Annotated in this window: 11 protein-coding genes; 9 read left to right on the forward strand and 2 right to left on the reverse strand. The window is 71.6% G+C overall.

The features are described 5' to 3' along the window. Positions 1-156: 156 nt before the first annotated feature. Positions 157-558, reverse strand: a complete 402-nt coding sequence (locus tag ACFWX1_RS24315) for a peptidase inhibitor family I36 protein (protein WP_378390888.1) — start codon at positions 556-558, stop codon at positions 157-159. Between the two features lie 186 nt (positions 559-744). Continuing rightward, a complete protein-coding gene (locus tag ACFWX1_RS24320; protein WP_378390890.1) occupies positions 745-1821 on the reverse strand; it encodes a LacI family DNA-binding transcriptional regulator in 1077 nt (358 codons plus the stop codon). Between the two features lie 107 nt (positions 1822-1928). On the opposite strand from ACFWX1_RS24320, the gene ACFWX1_RS24325 reads away from it, so the two are divergent. The 9 genes from ACFWX1_RS24325 to ACFWX1_RS24365 all read left to right on the forward strand — a co-directional run bounded on the left by ACFWX1_RS24325 (position 1929) and on the right by ACFWX1_RS24365 (position 17982). After that, on the forward strand, positions 1929-3110 hold the full coding sequence (locus tag ACFWX1_RS24325) for an MFS transporter (RefSeq protein ID WP_378390892.1): 1182 nt from the start codon (positions 1929-1931) through the stop codon (positions 3108-3110). A gap of 114 nt (positions 3111-3224) precedes the next feature. Continuing rightward, complete coding sequence (locus ACFWX1_RS24330; RefSeq protein ID WP_378390894.1) at positions 3225-4415, forward strand: sensor histidine kinase; 1191 nt, start codon at positions 3225-3227, stop codon at positions 4413-4415. Positions 4416-4479: 64 nt separating this feature from the next. Beyond that, entirely contained in the window at positions 4480-6495 is a 2016-nt protein-coding gene (locus tag ACFWX1_RS24335) for a cytochrome c oxidase assembly protein (RefSeq protein WP_378390896.1), read from the forward strand. Positions 6496-6674: 179 nt separating this feature from the next. Continuing rightward, on the forward strand, positions 6675-7139 hold the full coding sequence (locus ACFWX1_RS24340; RefSeq protein WP_378390898.1) for a single-stranded DNA-binding protein: 465 nt from the start codon (positions 6675-6677) through the stop codon (positions 7137-7139). A gap of 134 nt (positions 7140-7273) precedes the next feature. Further along, a complete protein-coding gene (gene ettA, locus ACFWX1_RS24345) occupies positions 7274-8950 on the forward strand; it encodes an energy-dependent translational throttle protein EttA (RefSeq protein WP_378390900.1) in 1677 nt (558 codons plus the stop codon). A 112-nt stretch (positions 8951-9062) separates the two neighbouring features. Beyond that, positions 9063-11468 carry a hypothetical protein gene (locus ACFWX1_RS24350; RefSeq protein WP_378390902.1) on the forward strand — a complete coding sequence of 802 codons (2406 nt, stop codon included), beginning with the start codon at positions 9063-9065 and terminating at the stop codon, positions 11466-11468. A gap of 487 nt (positions 11469-11955) precedes the next feature. Next, entirely contained in the window at positions 11956-16938 is a 4983-nt protein-coding gene (locus tag ACFWX1_RS24355) for an NAD-glutamate dehydrogenase (RefSeq protein ID WP_378390903.1), read from the forward strand. Positions 16939-16973: 35 nt separating this feature from the next. Beyond that, positions 16974-17354, forward strand: coding sequence for an acyl-CoA thioesterase (locus tag ACFWX1_RS24360; RefSeq protein ID WP_378390929.1), 381 nt, complete (start codon positions 16974-16976; stop codon positions 17352-17354). Continuing rightward, complete coding sequence (locus ACFWX1_RS24365; RefSeq protein ID WP_378390905.1) at positions 17347-17982, forward strand: hypothetical protein; 636 nt, start codon at positions 17347-17349, stop codon at positions 17980-17982. Before ACFWX1_RS24360 ends, ACFWX1_RS24365 begins: the two co-directional genes overlap by 8 nt. The last annotated feature ends 108 nt before the right edge of the window (positions 17983-18090 follow it).

Genomic DNA, 18090 nt, shown 5'->3' on the forward strand with positions numbered 1-18090 from the left:
GGCGCGGGGGGCGCGCGGGGGGGGGGCGGGGCCCGCCCCGCCGCGCCGCGCCGCCCGCGGGGGGGGGGGGCGGGGGGGGGGGCGCCCCCGCGCGCCCCGCCGCCCCCCCCCCCCCGGCTCCCCCTGGAGCGGCGGCGGGACGGACCCGGCTGGTGGCTACTCCCAGACCTTCACCGCCCTGACCACGAAGGGGGCCTCGGGCACGTAGGTGCCCCCGCCCGGATAGGTGATGAAATCGCCCTCGGTCGTGCATTCCTTGCTCTGATATACGGTGACGTCCCGGCTCAGCCGATTCACGAAGGAATGTCCTTCCAAATCGGCGGGCAGCGGAATGCATTCCTCGGGATTCGCGGTGCGCAGATCGAAACGCTGTGCGTTGCCGCTGTAGCGTTCCTGGGCCCACAGGCACAGTTCGCCCTTCTTGCAGGCGGGCTCGGGCGGTGCGGACGCGGCGGGCGCCGCCTGCGCGATCCCGGCGCTGACCAGCAGGCCCGCGGTGGTCAGCAGCAGCACGCGCGGCAGGCGGGCGCGCAGGGGCGCGGAACGTCGTGACATCATCAGGAAATCCCCTTGTGGAGTGCGGGGTCAATGCCCGCGGTGGAAGGTGTGATTCCACGATGACGGGTTTGCGGGGCGTTGTCAGCCCGCGTTTCTACTTCTGTGGATAAGTAGTTCGCCCTCGCTCGATCGGGGGCGAGCTGTCCACAATTCGGCGAACGGTCTTGCGAGTGGTTTTCGGCGCTGCTATGCGGGTGCCGTACTTCCGCGCCGCACGAGGTCCACGCCGAGGCGCGTCGGCTCGGGCGCCGAACCGCCGGCCAGCAGGCGCAGTACGAGTTCCCCGGCGGCCCTGCCCTTCAGCGCGAGGTCCTGGCGGACCGTCGTCAGCGCTGGTTCGGACCACTTCGCCGACGGGGTGTCGTCGAAGCCGACCACCGACACGTCTCCCGGCACGTCGAGCCCGAGCTGCCGGGCCGCCGACATCGCCCCCAGCGCCAGCTGGTCCGACATGCACAGCAGCGCCGTCGGCCGCTCCGCCCGGCCGAGCAGCTCCGTCGCCGCGGCCATCGCGCCCTCGGCGGACATGCCCGACACCTCCCAGATCGCCACCTCGGACGCCGTGATCCCGGCCACGGCGAGCGTGTCCAGGTAGCCCGCCAGCCGCTCGCGGGTGTCGTGGAAACGGCTCGCGAGCGCCGCCTCCGCGGTCATCTCGCCGCCTCGCCCTATCGAGAGGCACTGGGCGGAGAGGATGCCGAACCGCCGATGCCCTAGGTCGAGCAGGTGCCGGGCCGCGAGCGCGGCGCCGCCCCGGTCGTCGCAGCCCACCAGCGCGGCGCCCGGTACGAGCGGCTGGTCGATCACCACCAGCGGCAACCCGCGCGCGGCCACCGACTCCAGCGCCGGGGTGTCGTCGGCCAGCGAGTAGGCGACGGCGATGTCCGCCTGCGCGGTGAGGACCCGTTCGGCGGGCGGGCCGCCGTTCTCGCCGCCCGGCAGGAGCAGGAGCGCGTGGTCCCCGGGCTCGACGGCGGTCGCGAGCGCGTCGAGCGTGATCGTCAGCGCCGGGTCGGAGAAAGCCGCCGAGAGCGACGCGTCGAGCATGAACGCGATGGCGCCGGTCCGGCTCGTCGCGAGGCTGCGCGCGGTCGGGTTCGGCCCCGGATACCCCAGCTTCTTCGCCGCCCGCAGCACCTCGTCGCGTAACTGGGCCGACAGCTGGTCCGGCCGGTTGTAGGCGTTCGAGACCGTTGCCCTGGACACCCCGACGGCGTCGGCGACGTCGTCCAGCGTGGGACGGCGGCGCCTGGTGCTGGTCATGCCCGCAGTCTAGTGCTCCGACCAGCGGCGACGGCGAATCGGTTGGACTTTCTGAAGCGCTTAAGTCATTCTGGGCCAAGGAGATCTGGGGCTGGGAAGGAGCAGGCATGCGTGATCGGACCGCGGTGTTCGCCGTGTTCGCGTTGGACGGCGCCGCTTTCGGCTCGTGGGCGCCGCGCACACCCGCGATCGCCGGGCAGGTACACGCCGAGCCGGGCGCGTTCGGTCTCGCGCTGCTGTGCGCGAGCGTCGGGATGCTGTGCGCCGCCACGGTGTCGGGCCGGATCATCGAGCGCACCGGCGCCCGGGCGGTGATCGGCGCGAGCGCGGCCGCGGCGTGTGCGGCGCTCGTGCTGGTCGGCTTCGCGAATTCGGTGGTGCTGCTCGGCGGCGCGTTGTTCGCGATGGGGGCGAGCGTCGGCGCGCTGGACGTCTCGATGAACGTCGCCGGGGTCGCCGTCGAGCGCAGCACCGGGCAGGCGGTCATGCCGCTCCTGCACGCCGGGTACAGCTTCGGCGCGCTCGGCGCCTCGCTGGCCGCGTCGCTCGCGGCCGGGCACGGCTGGACGCCGGGACGGCATCTGACCGTCGCCGCCGTGGTCGCGTTCGTCGTGCTGCTGATCATCATCCGGTCCGTGCCGGGGGCGCGTCCCCAGCACGCCGAGGCACCCGTCGCGTCGCCTTACTCCGCGCCGATCCGGCGTCCGGTGCTGTGGCTGCTCGCCGCGGTCGCGTTGTGCTCGGCGATCGCCGAAGGCGCCAGCACCGACTGGTCGGCACTGCTGATGGCGACCGTGCACGACGTCGACCAGGGCGCGGCCGCGCTGGCGTTCTCCGGTTTCGCGCTGGCCATGGCGATCGCCAGGGTCGGCGGGGCCTGGACCCAGCGCCGTTTCGGGGCCACCCGGTCGCTCGCGGCGGGCGCCGCGGTGGCCGCGCTCGGGTTCTTCGCCGCGGCGGTCATCCCGTTGCCGGTCTTCGGCTACGTCGGCTTCGCGCTCGCCGGCGCCGGGCTGGCGGCCGCCTTCCCGCTGGCGCTGAGCCTTGCCGGCGACGCGGGGAAGCGGTCCGACGGCACCGGCGGCGAGCGGGAACTGGCGCTCGTCACCGCCATCGCCTACACCGGATTCCTTGCCGGGCCACCGATCGTCGGCGGGATCGCGCAGGTGACGTCGTTGTCCGTGTCGTTCGTCTTCGTGACGGTGATGGCCGCGCTGATCGTGCCCGCTTCACTGGCGGCCCGGCGCGTCCGCCGCCGGGAGGAGGCCCGCGCGCCCGTCCGCCGTTGACACTCCGGCGTCCGGACGGCAAGCTGATCGCGATAAACTGAGATGAATGCGGCTGGCTCGCTGTTTCAGGACGGCTGATCGAGGTCCCGTCCTCGGTCCGGGGAGGAAGACGTCGTGAGGGTTCTGCTGCTCAGCGGCGCGCGGGCGGTGCGGATGGCGGGGATCCCGGAGAGGGTGCTCCACGGCGCGGCGTCGCGGTTCGTGCTCGTTCCGGTGGTGGTCCGGCTGGCGGTCCTCGTCCAGGCGCTGTGGTCGGTCGAGGACGTCTCCTCGCTGTGGCCGGTCGTGGTCCTGTGCCTCGTGCCTGCCCTGGCCGAGATCGGCTGGCTCCTGGTCTGGTCGGCACGCCGCCCGTCGAGCCTGAGGCTGGTTCCGATCGCTGACAGCGCTTACGCCGTCCTTCTCAGTCTCGGTGCCGTTTCGCTCGCTCCCGCGGCCCAGTTCCCCGACGTCGTTTCGCTGACCTGGCCGCAGTTGGTGGGCACGGTGATGCTGTGGACGCTGCTGCGTGGCGCGTTCGCCGGCGCGCTCGCGATCGGCGCCGCCGTGGCGCTGCGCTACGCGATGTCGGCGTTCTGGCGGACCGGCCCACCGCCCACCGTGGAATTCCTCACGCTGTTCGCGGCCATGGTGACGACGCTCGCGATCGTCGCCCTGCTGGGCGTGTCGCTCCGGTTCGCGCTCGGGCTCGGCGAACAGCGGGGGCGTGCCGCCGAACGCGAGCGGCATCGCCGTGACGTCCACGACACCGTCCTGCAGGTGATGGAGTCCCTCGCTCTGCCCGCCCCCGCCGACGCCGTCGACCCGGTCGCGAGCCTGATCCAGGTCCGCCGGACAGCGCGGGCACACGCGCTGCGGTTGCGAATGTCCCTGGACCGTGAACCCGCTTCGCTCCCTGGCGGACTCGGACTGGAGCAGCGGCTGAACGCCCTCGTCGCGGACATGGCCGTCGAAGGGCTGCGGGCCGAGGTCGTCACGCTGGCCGCGACCGGTGATCTGACGGCCGACGTCGTCGGCGCCTTGCACGACGCCACCCGCGAAGCCCTGCGCAACACCCTCAAACACGCGGGGACGGCGCGGGCGGTGATCTGCGTGGAGGAGACGGCGGGCGGCATCGGCGTGATCGTGCGCGACCACGGCGCGGGGTTCGCCGCCGACGGCCACCGGCCGGGGTTCGGCATCGGGCGTTCGATCATCGGGCGGCTGGCCGAGGTCGGCGGCCGGGCCAGGATCGAGTCCGTCCCGGGACACGGCACGCGGGTGGTCCTCTGGGCGCCGCTCGCCGTGCGGTCTCCCGTCGGGTGACGGCCGTCGCGGAGGACCCGCACCGGCTCACCGGGCCGTTCCCGAGACGGCATACCCTCGTGGCGTGTCCTCGCGATCCGTGACCGAACCGGCCGAACCCACCCAGCGCAAGGCGAGCGTGCTCCCGCTGCTCTCGGTCGGGGTGGTGATCGCCGCGGTCGTCGCGGTCGGGCTGGTCGCGCTGACCGGGGGAGCGGGCTATCTGATCGCCGGGCTGCCCGACCCCGGGGTCGTCACCCGGTACGGCATCACGGTGGTGCGGATCCTCGCCGAGGCGTCGTCGGTGATCTGCATCGGCTCGCTGCTGCTGGCCGCGTTCCTGGTGCCCCCGCAGAAAACCGGGACGCTGGCACCCGAGGGCTACGCGGCGTTGCGGACGGCCGGGATCTCGGCGTGGGTGTGGTTCGCCGCCGCGCTCGCCTCGGTCGTGTTCACCGCGGCGGACGGCGCCGGAAAGCCCCTGCAGGACGTCCTTTCCCCGCAGACCCTGCTCGACCTCGTCGGCGCCATCGAACAGCCGAAGGCGTGGCTCTGGACCGCGCTGATCGCGATCCTGGTGGCGCTCGGCTGCCGGCTCGCGTTGTCCTGGGGCTGGACGGCGGTGCTGTTCTTCCTGTCCGTCGGCGGGCTCGTGCCGGTGGCGGTGACCGGGCACTCGGCCAGCGGCGGCTCCCACGACGTCGCGACGAACAGCCTGCTGTATCACCTCGTGGCCGCCGCGCTCTGGGTCGGCGGGCTCGTCGCCCTGCTCGCGCTCGGCTGGCGGCGGGGCGCGAACCTGAAGCTCGCCGCGGTGCGGTTCTCCAAGCTCGCGCTGGTGTGCTGGCTCGTGATGGCGGTCTCCGGCGTGATCAACGCGCTGGTGCGGATCGGGCTGAACGACCTGTTCACCACCGACTACGGCCTCCTCGTGGTGGCGAAGGTCGTCGCGCTGCTGCTGCTCGGCGTGTTCGGCCAGCAGCAACGCCAGCGCGGCGTGCGCGGTCTGGTCGACGGCGCGGGCGGCGGGCAGCTCCTGCGGCTGGCCGGGGTCGAGGTGCTGATCATGTTCGTCACGATCGGCATCGCCACCGGGCTCGCCAGGACGCCGCCCCCGGCGGACGCGATCACCCAGCCCTCGACCGTCGAACTGCTCATCGGCTACCCGCTCGACGGCGCCCCGACGGTCCTGCGGCTGCTGTTCGACTGGCGGTTCGACCTGCTCTACGGGACGTTGGCGATCGTGCTCGCCGCGCTGTACCTGGCCGGGGTGCGGCGGTTGCGCAAACGCGGCGACACCTGGCCCGTGGGCAGGCTCGTCGCGTGGCTCGCGGGCTGTGCGGTGCTGCTGATCGCGACGTCCTCGGGGATCGGCCGGTACGCGCCGGGGATGTTCAGCGTCCACATGGGCACCCACATGATGCTGTCCATGGTGGCGCCGGTGCTGTTCGTGCTGGGCGGTCCGGTGACGCTGGCGCTGCGCGCGCTTTCACCCGCCGGACGCGACGCGCCGCCGGGGCCGCGGGAGTGGCTGCTGGCGTTCGTGCATTCGCCGGTGTCACGGTTCCTGACCCATCCGCTGGTCGCGCTGGTGCTGTTTGTCGGCTCCTTCTACGGGCTCTACTTCTCCGGCCTGTTCGACGCCGCGCTGAACTATCACTGGGCGCATCTGGCGATGAACGCGCACTTCCTGCTCTCGGGTTACGTCTTCTACTGGCCGCTGATCGGCGTCGACCCCGCGCCGCGGCGTCTCCCGCCGCTGGGCAAGCTCGGGCTGATGTTCGCCTCGATGCCGTTCCACGCGTTCTTCGGCGTGATCCTGATGAACATGCAGACGGTCATCGGGCAGACCTTCTATACCCAGCTGAAGCTGCCGTGGGTCGGCAATCTGCTCACCGACCAGCGGCTCGGCGGCGGGATCGCGTGGGCGTCCGGCGAGGTTCCGGTGCTGCTCGTGCTGATCGCGCTGCTGGTGCAGTGGGCCAGGCAGGACGAGCGGGAGGCCAAGCGCGCCGACCGCCGCGAGGACACCACCGGCGGCGCGGAACTGGCCGCCTACAACGCGATGCTCAAACGGCTCGCCGAAGGCAGGCGGGAGTAGCACAGCACCCCGACAAGTTCCGCGCTCGAACCCTCGTCGGCGCCCCGGTTGTCCACAAGGTCTGTGGTTGTCCACAGATTTCGCGTCGTCCCGCCACACGCCTTTCCCCGGCGGCAAGCTGAGGACATCGCCACCGGGCACGGTCCGGCGGCACAGGCGAACCGAAGGGGATGAGGGTGATGGCCGTGGGCGAGACGTGGGTGACGGTGACCGGATACGTCACCAGCGAGCCGGATCTGCGCAAGGTGGGGGAGAACGGGCACGACGTCGTCTCGTTCTGGCTGCGCAGCACGGAACGCCGGTACGACAAGGAAAAGGGCGAATGGGGTGACGGGCGCAGGTTCTCCGTCCGGGTGACCTGCTGGCGGAAGCTGGCCCGGTCGGTGCACCAGTGCCTCGCCAAGGGTGACCCGGTGGTGGTGCGCGGGCGCTTGTACAGCAGCGAGTTCGAACTGGACGGCGTACCTCGGGCTGTACCTGAGCTTGAGGCCTTCGTGGTCGGCCCCAACCTCGCGCGCTGCACCGCCTCGCTCGATCGGGCGCCCCGCGAGGGAGTCGCCGTGCGGGATCCCCGCGGGCTGTGGTCCACCGGTGGAGAGGAGGCGAACACGCTCTTCGACGCGGCCGAAAAGGCCTCCGCGTAAGCGCGTGCGATGGCTTTCCGGGGCGAGGACGGAAAGGAGAAGATGATGTTCCCGCGGTGATCCCCGGCTGACATTCGGTAGTCCGACGGTGACCGGCGTCAAGGCGCGGATCGGCTCACTCTACGATCGCTGGCATGGCCGAGTTCATCTACACCATGAAGAAGGTGCGCAAGACCGTCGGGGACAAGGTCATCCTCGACGACGTGAGCACCGCGTTCTATCCCGGCGCCAAGATCGGCGTCGTGGGCCCGAACGGCGCCGGCAAGTCGACCGTTCTCAAGATCATGGCGGGGATCGAGCAGGCCAGCAACGGCGAAGCGTTCCTTCAGCCGGGCGCCAGCGTCGGCATCCTCATGCAGGAGCCGGAGCTGAACGAGGAGAAGACGGTCCGGGAGAACGTCGAGGAGGGCCTCGGCGACGTCAAGGTCAAGCTCGATCGGTACCACGAGGTCCTCCGGCTGATGGAGAACGAGTACACCGACGAGCTGGTGGAGGAGATGGGCCAGCTTTCGGAGGAGCTCGACCACGCCGACGCCTGGGAACTGGACTCCACCGTCGAGCAGGCGATGGACGCCCTCCGCTGCCCGCCGCCGGACGAGCCGGTCACCCACCTGTCCGGTGGTGAGCGCCGCCGGGTCGCGCTGTGCAAGCTGCTGCTGTCCGCTCCCGACCTGCTGCTGCTCGACGAGCCCACCAACCATCTGGACGCCGAGAGCGTGCTCTGGCTGGAGCAGTTCCTGGCCGGCTACGCGGGCGCCGTCCTCGCGGTCACCCACGACCGGTACTTCCTGGACAACGTGGCCCAGTGGATCATGGAGCTGGACCGCGGCCGGGTGGTCGGCTACGAGGGCAACTACTCGACGTACCTGGAGAAGAAGCGCGAGCGCCTGGAAGTCCAGGGCAAGAAGGACGCGAAGCTCGCCAAGCGGCTCAAGAGCGAGCTGGAGTGGGTGCGGTCCAACGCCAAGGCGCGCCAGACCAAGTCCCGCTCGCGGCTGGACCGCTACGAGGAGATGGCTGCCGAGGCCGACAAGCACCGCAAGCTCGACTTCGAGGAGATCCAGATCCCGCCGGGGCCCCGGCTGGGCAATGTGGTGGTCGAGGTCGAGAAGCTGCGCAAGGGCTTCGACGACCGGGTGCTCATCGACGGGCTCTCGTTCGACCTGCCGCGCAACGGCATCGTCGGCGTGATCGGGCCGAACGGGGTCGGCAAGACGACCCTGTTCAAGACGATCGTCGGGCTCGAGGAGCCGGACGGCGGGACGGTGAAGATCGGCGAGACGGTCAAACTGTCCTATGTGGACCAGAACAGGGCCGGGATCGACCCGAAGAAGACGGTATGGGAGGTGGTTTCGGACAAGCTGGACTACATCCACGTCGGGCAGACCGAAATGCCCTCGCGTGCCTACGTCAGCGCGTTCGGGTTCAAGGGGCCGGACCAGCAGAAGCCGGCGGGCGTGCTCTCCGGTGGCGAGCGCAACCGGCTGAACCTGGCGATGACGCTCAAGCAGGGCGGGAACCTGATCCTGCTCGACGAGCCGACGAACGACCTGGACGTGGAGACCCTGGGGTCGCTGGAGAACGCGCTGGAGCAGTTCCCCGGCTGCGCCGTGGTCATCTCCCACGACCGGTGGTTCCTCGACCGGGTCGCCACGCACATCCTGGCCTGGGAGGGCACCGACGAGAACCCGGCGCAGTGGTTCTGGTTCGAGGGCAACTTCGAGGGCTACGAGAAGAACAAGATCGAGCGCCTCGGGCCGGAAGCGGCTCGTCCCCACCGGGTCACCCACCGCAAGCTGACCCGCGACTGAGGGGCGTGGGTTGCCCGTGGAAGCCAGCAGGCACCTCAAGCCCGGCTCGCCCGCCGCGTCCGCGGCGGGCGGGTTCCCCGTGGCTTCCGCGGGAAGAATCTCGCCCTCAGGCATGTCCGGCGCAGGGAGCCTCTCCGCGGTCGGCGGCCTGATCGAGCAGGCGGACGCGCTGCACCTGCGTGCCCCGGAGCTGGCGCTGGTCCTCGGTGAGCGCGCCGCCGCGCTCGCCGAGGCGGCGGGTTCCGACGAGCAGTGGGTTCGCGCGGAGGCTCTGGTGGTGTCGGCACGCGTCCGCCTCGGCCAGCGGCCGGGCACGGTCGCCAGGGCGGTGGCGGCCTTGCGTGCCGCCGAGCACGCGGGCTACGCCGACGTCGCCGGGCGGCTGCGCATCGATCTCGCGCTGTGCGCGCGCAGCCTCGGTGTTCCGCTGACGGGGCTCGCAGCGTTGCGTCCGGTGCTGGCCGATCCGGCGGTGTCGCCGGTGCACCGGGCCGCGGCGTTGTGCCATCTCGTCGGCTGCCTGGCGCAGATCGGCCGCAAGGCCGAGCTGGACAGGGTGCTGGTGGCGGCGGACAAGCTCGTGCTGGGCGACGACCGGCTGACGGCCGAGACCCAGTTGCTGGTGCGGGCGCTGCTGCGGGTCGGCACGGCCGCGCACCGGCGCAGGCACGGCGACCTCACCGCGGCGGCCGACGCCGCCAGGACGGGCCTCGGCTTCCTGGAGAAGCTCGACAACCCGGCCGACGACGGCGGCCTCGTGCGGGTCCGTCTCGTCCTGCAACTGGTCAGCACGCTGCTCGACCGCGGCGACACCACGATGGCCTACGAGATCGCCCAGCCAGTGCTCGAAGAGCCGGTCCGCGCGGGCGGTGTCGCGCCGATGGGCTGGCTGCGGCTGGCCGTCGCGACGCGGGTCCACCTGCCCGCGGGCGCGGGGGACGCCGCGGCGGAGCTCGTCCGGGAGGCGGTGGCGAGCACCGACCGCCATGGCCTCGCCTCGGTCACCGCGCGGTTGTGGCTCGAACTCGCGCAGATCGAGGAGCGGTTCGGCCACGCGGAGGACGCAATCGCGTGCCTGCACCGCTCGCGCGCGGCCGAGCACGTGCACGCGAGGGCGCGCCGCCAGGCCTGCGGGCTGCTCGCGGGCGCGTTCGGCACGGGCGAGCTGGCGTCGGTCGATCTCGACGAGGTCGTGAATCCGTCCGGTGCCCGGCCCGCGCCTGCCATACAGCCGATCGCACCGCCGGTCGCCCAGGCGCCGGTCGCCGTCGCCGAGCCACGGCGTCCGGAGCCCGAAGTGCCGGCCCAGCCCCTGCGCACGTCGGCGTCGTGGGCGCCCGAGCCACGCGACGAGCCGGTGCCGGAGCGCCCCGCCCAGCCGCAGCGGCCGGTCGCGAGCGCGGCCGAAGCCGCCGCGCCGGAGCGGGAGACACGGGCCGGGCGCAGGCGAGCGGACGAGCGCCGGTCCGCGGAGATCACAGCGACAGCAGAAGCCGCGGCGGCCACGGGGCCGACGCCGGTCCCCGAGGTCTTCGAGCAGCCGCGAGAGGGCCGCCGCCGACGTGCCGACGAGCCTGTCGCGGCGGAGCACATGGGATATTCCGCGACGCCGGAGCTGCCCGCGGCACGCGAGCCCGAGAAGTCACCGCTCGTGTCCCGGACGGTGCCGGTGCTTCCGGACGTCGTGGATGTGGTCCCGGAGCTGCCGCTCGCCCCGGCACCCGCCGACGAACCGATGCCCAGGACGGGACACGCGGCCCCGGAGAAGGCCGCCAAGGCACCGGAACCCGCGTCGCAGCGCTGGGACGTCGGTGACTGGTCCCGGGAAGGGGAGCGGCGCGAGCCGGCGCCGCCGGCGCGCAGCACCCGGCACGACGCCGAACACGGTTCCGTGACCGCGCGATCGGTGCTCGACCGGCTCGGGATCTCCGGCGCCAACGGGCACGGCGGCGGCCGTCGCCGTGCCGTCGAAGAGCCCGAAGCCTCCCGAGCCGAGGCACGCCCTGCCGACGAGCCACGGTTCGGCGAACCGCGAGCCGAGGAGTCACGCCCCGAGCCGCTCGCCCGGCCCGAGGTGTCCGCCGATCCCGTCCTGCCGTGGAGCAGGGAAAGCGAACTCGCACCCCCGCCGCGCCCGGAAGAACCGGAAGCACCGGCCACGTTCTCGGCCGGCCCGGTCACGTCCGGCCTCCAGGAGCCGTATCGCGACGAGGTCGCCGACCCGTGGCTGCCCCGGCTGCGCATGCCGCCGTCGCTCGACCCCGTCGAAGACTTCGGCGGGTGGACCCCGAGCACCGAAGCGTTCCCCGAGGGCTACGCGAAGGCCATCGCCGAGGACGAACCACCGCCGGACGCCGGTCTCGCCGATCTGCTCGCCCGCGCACTCGCCGAACACCAGGCGGGGACGGCCAGCGCCGCCGCGCTGGTGAAGCGTCTCGGCACCCAGCGCGAGGGCACGGCGGGGCGCCGGCCGGTCAACGGCCACGGCCGCAACGGCAGCGACGAATCCGGCTCGTAGCCGACGTCGTTCCGCGCACCCGGCGCGGCGCGAGCGCGCCCGCATCCCTGTGTCCACAAAGGACTGAAGCTGCCCGGAAGGACACTGTGAGGGTGCGCTCGGGCAGATCCGAAGGTGGGATTCGTCGCACCTCGAGAACACGCGCGCGGCTGCCGGGCGGGCGATGAATCCGCGGCCGATCGCCGAACCGGACGGAACAGGCGGGGGACTGGATCGATTCCGTAGGCGGCGTGGCGGAAGGCTTCCCCGGCCCGGTCCTGGTCAGGCCCGTCGGCGTCGTCCGGTGGCCCCGGAACGGGTGCCCGGTGAACCCGGGAGTAGCTTGACCGATACCGCGATTTCGGCGGCTGAGCTGGGGTTCTTCGGTTTCTGCCAACTGAACGGGCTTCGTGCGTTCCGCCGCGTGGGCGCATTAGGGTGGGCTAGGTCCGGCACATCGTGGTGCCGGTCGCGGTGTCACCCCTCGCACAGTGGAGAGTTGCCTCAAATGAGCTCGACGGGAGTCTCGTCCCTACCCGGAACCGAAGACGGCACCGAGATCGGCGCCCCGCGCCGCTCGGCCAGCCCGGAGCAGATTCGGGACGAGCTGATCGACGCCGCCGCCAGGCACGCGCCGGAGATCGCCGACCTCATCCGGCTCTACTACCGCCACATCCCGGCCGAGGAGATCGTCGGGGACGACCCGGTCGATCTGGTCGGTGCGGTGCGTTCGCACCTGCAGCTGGCCAAGCACCGGATGCCCGGCCGCCCGGCGGTCCGGCTGCTCAACCCGACGACCGCCGAGGACGGCTGGACCCGCGAGGCCACCGTCGTGCAGGTGGTCACCGACGACATGCCCTACCTGGTCGACTCGGTGGCGGCCGAGTTCGCCCGCGACGGTGTGCAGGTCCAGCGGATCGTGCACCCGATCGTCGTGGTCAGCCGCGATCTCACCGGCGAGCTGCTCGAGGTCCACCCCGACGCCGACCCCGCCGATCCGCCGCCGAACTCCGCGGCCGAGTCGTGGATGTACGTCGAGATCGACTTCGTCACCGACCCGAACCGGGCCCGCGAGCTCGACAACCGCCTCGCGAGCGTGCTCGGGGACGTCCGCGAGGTCGTCGAGGACGCCGACAAGATGGCGCAGACCGCCGCCGCGCTGGCCGACGAGCTCGACGCGGACCCGCCGAAGCTGCCGAAGGGCGAGGTCGCCGAGGGCGCCCGGCTGCTGCGGTGGCTCGCCGACGGCCACTTCACGTTCCTCGGGTACCGCCGCTACGAGCTGGTCGAGAACCCGCGCACCGACACCGACGAGCCCGCGCTGCGCGCCGTGCTCGCGTCCGGTCTCGGCGTCCTGCGACAGGACAGCCTCGCCGCCCGCGGGCTGACCGCCGGGCCGGACACCGCGGCCACCGCGCTCGCGCCGACGCTGCTCGTGCTGACCCAGGCCAGCGCACCGTCCACAGTGCACCGTCCGGTTTATCCCTACTACGTCGGCGTGAAGACGTTCGACGCCGAGGGCAACGTCACCGGTGAGCACCGCTTCCTCGGCATGTTCACCACCACCGCGCTGCACGAGAACGTGCTCGACATCCCGGTGGTGTGCAACCGGGTCCGCGAGGTCATCCACCGCGCCGGGTTCCCGATGGAGTCGTTCTCCGGCCAGCGGATGCTCGAGGTGCTGCAGAACTGGCCGCGCGCGGATCTGTTCTCCGCCGACTCCGATTCGCTGTATGCCACGACGACCGGCGCGATCACGCTGTCGGACCGGCGCAGGCTGCGCCTGTTCCTGCGCCGCGACCCGTACGGCCGGTTCTTCTCCTGCCTGGTCTTCCTGCCGCGTGACCGCTACACGACGCGTTCGCGGCTGGCGATGCAGGAGGTGTTGCTGGAGGAGCTGGAAGGCACGCAGCTCGAGTACAGCGCGAAGGTCGGGGAAACGATTCTCGCGCAGGTCCACTTCATCGTGCACACCGATCCGGCGAACCGGATCGAGCCGGACACCCTGCGCATCCAGGAGCGGCTCAACACCGTCGTGCGCAGTTGGGACGACCGGCTCGTCGAGGCGATCCTGAGCGAGCGCAGGGAACGCTCCGGGGAGGGCGCCGTCGTCGGGATCATGGGCGAGGAGTCCGCGAACGATCAGGGGCAGCGGTTCGCCGCCATCTTCCCCGAGGGGTACAAGGAGGACTTCTCCGCCGAGGACGCGCTCGCCGATCTCAGCGCGCTCGACTCGCTGACCGACGAGGGCGACCTGGCGCTGTCGTTCTACCTGCCGCCCGACGCGGAGCCCGGCGAACGCCGCTTCAAGCTCTTCCTGCGTGGCGAGGGCGTCACGCTTTCGAAGGTGCTCCCGGTTCTGCACTGCATGGGTGTCGAGGTCGTCGACGAGCGCCCGTACGAGCTGCGCCGCGAGGACGGCGGTGCGTCCTGGATCTACGACTTCGGCCTGCGCATCGACCCGAAGCTGCAGCCCGACACGAGCGAAGCCGCCGTCGCCGAACTGCGTGACCGGTTCCAGGACGCCTTCCGCGCGGCTTGGCGCGGCGACTGCGAGGTCGACGACTTCAACGGGCTGGTGCTGCGCGCCGGGCTGACCTGGCGCCAGGTAAGCGTGCTGCGGGCGTACTCGCGGTACCTGCGCCAGGCGGGCAGCACGCATTCGCAGGAGTACATCCAGAACGCGGTGCTCAAGCACACCCAGGTCGCCACGAAGCTCTTCCGGCTGTTCGAGACGCGCTCGGATCCGCACCTGACCGAGGACGAGCGGCAGGCCGGCGCCGACGCGCTGGTCACCGAGATCTGCTCGATGATCGACGAGGTCACCAGCCTCGACGAGGACAGGATCCTCCGGCGGCTGATGGCGGTCATCAGCGCCACGCTGCGGACGAACTACCACGTCACCGGCGCCGACGGGCAACCGCGGCCGTACCTGGCGTTCAAGCTCGACCCCGGCGCGGTGCCCGATCTGCCCGAGCCGCGGCCGAAGTACGAGATCTTCGTGTGCTCGCCGCGGGTCGAAGGCGTGCACCTGCGCTTCGGCGCGGTCGCCCGCGGCGGCCTGCGCTGGTCGGACCGGCGGGAGGACTTCCGCACCGAGATCCTCGGCCTGGTCAAGGCGCAGGCGGTCAAGAACGCCGTCATCGTGCCCGTCGGCGCGAAGGGCGGGTTCGTCGTCAAGCGCCCGCCGACACCGACCGGGGATCCGGCGATCGACCGCGAGGCCACCCTCACCGAGGGCATCGCGTGCTACAAGATGCTGATCTCCGGCCTGCTCGACCTGACCGACAACCGCGTCGAGGGCAAGACCGTGCCCGCGCCGGACGTGGTCCGGCACGACGGCGACGACAGCTACCTGGTGGTCGCCGCGGACAAGGGCACCGCGACCTTCTCCGACATCGCCAACGAGGTCTCCGCGCAGTACGGCTTCTGGCTCGGCGACGCCTTCGCCTCGGGTGGTTCGGTCGGCTACGACCACAAGGCGATGGGCATCACCGCCAAGGGCGCGTGGGAAAGCGTCAAACGGCACTTCCGCGAGCTGGGCAAGGACACCCAGACCGAGGACTTCACCGTCGTCGGCATCGGTGACATGGCAGGCGACGTGTTCGGCAACGGCATGCTGCTGTCCGAGCACATCCGCCTGGTCGCGGCGTTCAACCACATGCACGTCTTCCTCGACCCGGATCCGGACGCGGCGTCCTCCTACGCGGAGCGGCGGCGGCTGTTCGATCTGCCGCGGTCCTCGTGGGACGACTACGACCGCGCGAAGATCAGCGAGGGCGGCGGCATCTACCCGCGCAGCGCCAAGTCGATCCCGGTCAGCCCGCAGGTCCGCGCCGCGCTCGGCCTGGCCGACGACGTCACCTCGATGGCGCCGCTGGAGCTGATCCAGGCCATCCTGCTCGCGCCGGTGGAGCTGCTGTGGAACGGCGGTATCGGTACCTACGTCAAGGCCGAGACCGAGAGCCAGGCCGCGGCGGGGGACAAGGCCAACGACGCGATCCGGGTCAACGGCAACCAGCTGCGGGTCAAGGTGGTCGGCGAGGGCGGCAACCTCGGGCTCACCCAGCTCGGCCGCATCGAGTTCGCCCGCGCGGGCGGCAAGATCAACACCGACGCGCTGGACAACTCGGCCGGGGTCGACTGCTCCGACCACGAGGTCAACATCAAGATCCTGCTCGATCACCTGGTGGCGACCGGGAAGCTGGAGCACGACCGCCGCAACCACCTGCTGGAGCAGATGACCGACGAGGTCGGCGCGCTCGTGCTCGCCGACAACTACCGGCAGAACGCCGTCCTCGGCGTCAGCCGGGCCCACGCCGCGCCGATGGTCTCGGTGCACCAGCGGCAGGTCGCCGCGCTGGTGGCGAAGGGCGCGTTCGACCGCAAGCTGGAGGCGCTGCCCACCAACGCCGAGTTCCGGGCGCGGGACAAGGCGGGCCAGGGCCTCACCTCACCCGAGCTGGCGACGCTGCTGGCACACGTGAAGCTCGACCTCAAGGACGAGCTGCTGGCCAGCGACCTGCCCGATTCCGAGGTGTTCGCGCGCAGGCTGCCGGAGTACTTCCCGAAGCCGCTGCGCGAGCAGTTCGCCGACGCGATCAGCGAACACCCGCTGCGCCGCCAGATCATCACCACCCTGGTGGCCAACGAGGTCGTCGACGGCGGGGGCATCTCGTTCGTCTTCCGGCTGATGGAAGAGCTGAACGTGACCGCGACGGACGCCGTCCGCGCCTACGCGGTGGTCACCCACGTCTACGACCTGCCCGCGCTGTGGGCGGAGATCGACGCGCTGGACAACGTCGTGTCGACCGAGGTCGCGGACGGGATGGTGCTGGAGACCCGGCGCCTGCTCGACCGCGCGGCCCGCTGGTTCCTCTCCAACCGGCCGCAGCCGCTGGCCCCGCTGGCCGAGATCAACCGGTTCGGCCAGGAGTTCACCGAGCTGGTGCCGCGTTCGGGCGAGCTGATGCGTGGTCTCGAAGCCGAAGCGGTCCAGGTGAAGGTCGACAAACTGACCGGCAACGGGGTGCCCGCCGATCTCGCGCGGCGCATCGCGGCGCTGCTGCACACCTACGGGCTGCTCGACGTCGTCGAGGTGTCCGAGATGGCCGAACAGCAGGTCGGCGTCGACGTGGTGCACAACCCCGCGGAGACGTCGGAGCTGTACTACGCGCTGTCCGATCACCTCGACATCGACAAGATGCTCACCGAGATCAGCGCGCTGGAGCGGGGAAACCGCTGGCACGCCCTCGCGCGGCTGGCCCTGCGGGACGACGTCTACGCCTCGCTGCGGGCGATCACGCTCGACGCGCTGCGGCACAGTGATCCCGGCACCAGCGCGGACGAGCGGATCGCGCAGTGGGAGAAGATCAACGCGTCGCGGCTGGCGCGGGCCAGGGTCGCGCTGGACGAGATCACCAAGACCGGCAACCTCGACCTCGCCACGCTGTCGGTCGCGGCGCGGCAGATCCGGAGCACGGTGCGGTGAGCTGTGCGGTGCGGGTCCGGCCACGCTGGTCGGACATGGACGTCTACGGGCACGTGAACCACGCGAACCTGGTGACGCTGCTGGAAGAGGCCCGGGTCGCGCGGCTGTTCGGCCGGGCGGCCCGCGAGGGGCTCACCGAGCTGCCCAAGGGTATCGTGGTGGTGAAGCTCGAAGTGCACTACAAGGCGCCGATCGTGGTGTCCGATCAGGACGTCCTGGTGTACATGACGCTCACCGAGCTGCGGGCGGCGAGCTTCACCGTGGACTATCGAGTCCACAATGGACCGTCCGAAACGGACCCCGTGGCGGTCACGGCGTCGACATTGCTCGCGCCGTACGACACGGTCGCGTTGCGGCCACGGCGGCTGAACGCCGACGAGAGCGACTTCCTGAAGCGGGTGTTCACCGATGCCTGAACTGCTGATCCCCGACGCGGGGGACCGCGAAACGCTCGGCGCGTTCGTCGCGCGTGCGGTCCGGTTGGACGGGCAGACCGTCGTCCGGCTCCGGATGCGGGGCGAGGACGTGGTCGAGGCGTGGACGGCGACGCCGTTCGAGGTGCTCGCCACCCGCGCCGTCGCGGGCCGGGTCACCCCGGCCGACGTCACGGTGTCCGGCAATGAACTGCTCGCGGCGCTCACCGTCGCGGGCGGGGCGCGGATGGACCCCGGCCCGGCCAGGGATCTGTTGTGGCACGGGGAACTCCCGGCGCCCGGCCGCTGGCAGCGGGTCGACGAACTCCCGGTGAGTGTCGTGTCGGATCTCGCCGATCGCGGGGTCACCCTCGCCCGCGACAACGCCGGCCCGCACGGGACGCCGCCCGCGTCGCTGATGGATCAGGCGGTGCTCACCGTCACCGGTGGCGAGCTGGAGGTCAAGGTCCAGATGCGCTGCCTGTTCGCGTTGTCGGGGATGGGTTTCCTCGACTCCTCGATCAGCGACGACGTGGTCCGGGTGACGGCCACCGACTCGTGGATGCGGCTCGACGCGCGGTACGGCGCGGTGCTGCGCCGCCGCCACGCCTTGCTGCCGCTGCTCTTCTGACGTGTGCTGAAGGGGGGGTGTGGGAGCAGCCGCGCGGCACTTGGTCCCCGCCCGCGGGGGCTGCGGAAACTAACACACGCACGGGCTCGCCGCGTGAGAGCGGGGCGG

It is taken from the genome of Amycolatopsis sp. NPDC059021, from assembly GCF_042739895.1.
Classification (GTDB): domain Bacteria; phylum Actinomycetota; class Actinomycetes; order Mycobacteriales; family Pseudonocardiaceae; genus Amycolatopsis.